Origin of the sequence: Mesorhizobium sp. M0028 (assembly GCF_040323855.1) — a bacterium.
Lineage (GTDB): Bacteria > Pseudomonadota > Alphaproteobacteria > Rhizobiales > Rhizobiaceae > Mesorhizobium.
The window spans coordinates 1-1,854 of record NZ_JAMYVG010000047.1 but is presented as its reverse complement, the minus strand read 5'-3'; the positions used below and the strand labels follow the sequence as shown (position 1 = coordinate 1,854).

Below are 1,854 nucleotides of genomic sequence, written 5' to 3'. Positions count from 1 at the left end.
AGCGCGCTCCGGAAGACCGGCGACAGCGCTAAACTGGGGAAGATTCAAACGGCACTTCTGGGGAGTATTGAGCCGGCATCGACACCTGGCTTCATGACGGGCTACGTGCCGAAGGCTTGCCGGCGATCTGCATCGAGACGCGGGCAGCCAATGCTGCGATGAAGACGATGCCGAACAAGACCGATCGCAATGACGCCCGGGCGCTGGCGCAGATCATGCGCACCGGCTGGTATCGGCAGGTGCATGTGAAAAGCAGGCAGGGCCGGCTGTGGCGCTCGCTGCTGGTTGCCCGCCGCACCGTGCTGAACGAGATGCGTTCGATCGAGAACGTGGTGCGGGCGATCCTGCGCGAGGCCGGCGTCAAGCTCGGCACGCCGTCGCGCACCGCCTTTGCCGGCCGCGTGCGCGAGGTGATGATGATGGTCGAGCCGCTGCTTGCGATCCTGGCCGTCATGCTGAAGGAGTTCGCTCGCCTGACCAAACAGGCTCTCGATATCGTCCGGGCAGACGAGGTCTGCCGGCGGCTGGCGAGTGCGCCGGGCGTCGGGCCGATCACCGCGCTCGCCTTCCGCGCCACGATCGACCGGCCGGAGCGGTTCGGCTCGTCGCGGGCGGTGGGGGCGCATCTGGGGCTGACGCCGGCGCGCTACCAGTCCGGCGAGACCGACATCCAGGGCAAGATCAGCCGCTGTGGTGACGAACTCGCCCGCACCGCCCTCTACCAAGCGGCGCATTCGCTGCTGGTGCGCTCGAAGAAATGGTCGAGCTTGCGCGCCTGGGGGATGAACATCGCCAGACGCCGCGGCATGGCGCGGGCGCGCGTGGCGGTGGCCCGCAAGCTGGCGGTCATCCTGCATCGCATGTGGGCTGACGCGACCGAGTTCCGCTTTGGAAAGGAGCCTGCCGCGCTGGCCGCGTAAGCTGCGACGAACACCGAAGGAGCAAAAGCAGAGCTTTCGCCCGAACGGGCGATGCCCGGATCGTTCCGTGGAACGATGGGCGAGGCGATCCCGTTAAGAGCCCCGAACCTGCCGGCCAAAACTCGGCAAGGTCGTGAAACAGATTGAGACGCCTCGCTCTCCTGACCCCATCATGCGGCGGCCCAAGCGCCGACCGCGAAGAGAAGCGAGTGACCCGCGGAACGGTCCGAGAAAAAGCGTAGGAGCACCTTGACCTCAACGACCCCAATCAGAGAAGGTGCTCTTAGTTGCTCGCCGTTTCGCCCTCGTCGTTGTAGAGCACTTCAGTTGCGGTAAAGCCCGGATAGATGTCGACGCCGAGCGCTTCCGCGTGGCCCGCCAGCCACCGACCGACGTTCCCGAGCGACACGATGTATTGCCGTGATCGCTGAGCAACGGGGCATCATGATGTTCGGCAGGCGGATCGAGCCGGCCGGGCCGAGAAATAGAAAGGCGTCATCCCTGACTGCCGTCTTGAACGGATCATCCGTCTCCTCGCGCCAGGGCAGCAGGCGTCGACGCTGGAGGATCGACGACCGCGCCTGAGAGGATATGCGCGCCGACTTAGGCACCTTTCTCGAGCACCACACCGACAATTCCGGATTGACGTGCTTCAACCGGATGGCAGCCGAAGGACCGGCCGGGCTCGTGCCGACAATCACCATGTCGAATTCGATGTTTTCGCGTTCCGGCGGATCCATTCTTTCTCGTTCCTCCGATCGAGCGCTTTCGAAATGGGGGGCGACTTCCCAGACGTCGAAGATAACGCCGTAACCTTGAGGTCCTACAAAATCGGCAAAGAAGCCGACGCTACCGCCCCGTAAACTTTGGCGCTCGCTTTTCCATAAAATGGGCAACGCCCTCTTCGTAGTCTTCAGAAAGCAAAGAGGCTTGC

General features: G+C 63.9%; 2 pseudogenes. One reads left to right on the top strand and one right to left on the bottom strand.

The features are described 5' to 3' along the window. Nucleotides 1-77: 77 nt before the first annotated feature. Nucleotides 78-920: pseudogene (locus NKJ93_RS33490) on the top strand (IS110 family RNA-guided transposase); the annotation flags it as partial. 301 nt (nucleotides 921-1,221) lie between these two features. On the opposite strand, the pseudogene NKJ93_RS33485 reads toward NKJ93_RS33490, so the two are convergent. Beyond that, nucleotides 1,222-1,660 (bottom strand): annotated as a pseudogene (locus NKJ93_RS33485) (NAD(P)/FAD-dependent oxidoreductase); the annotation flags it as partial. Between the last annotated feature and the right edge of the window lie 194 nt (nucleotides 1,661-1,854).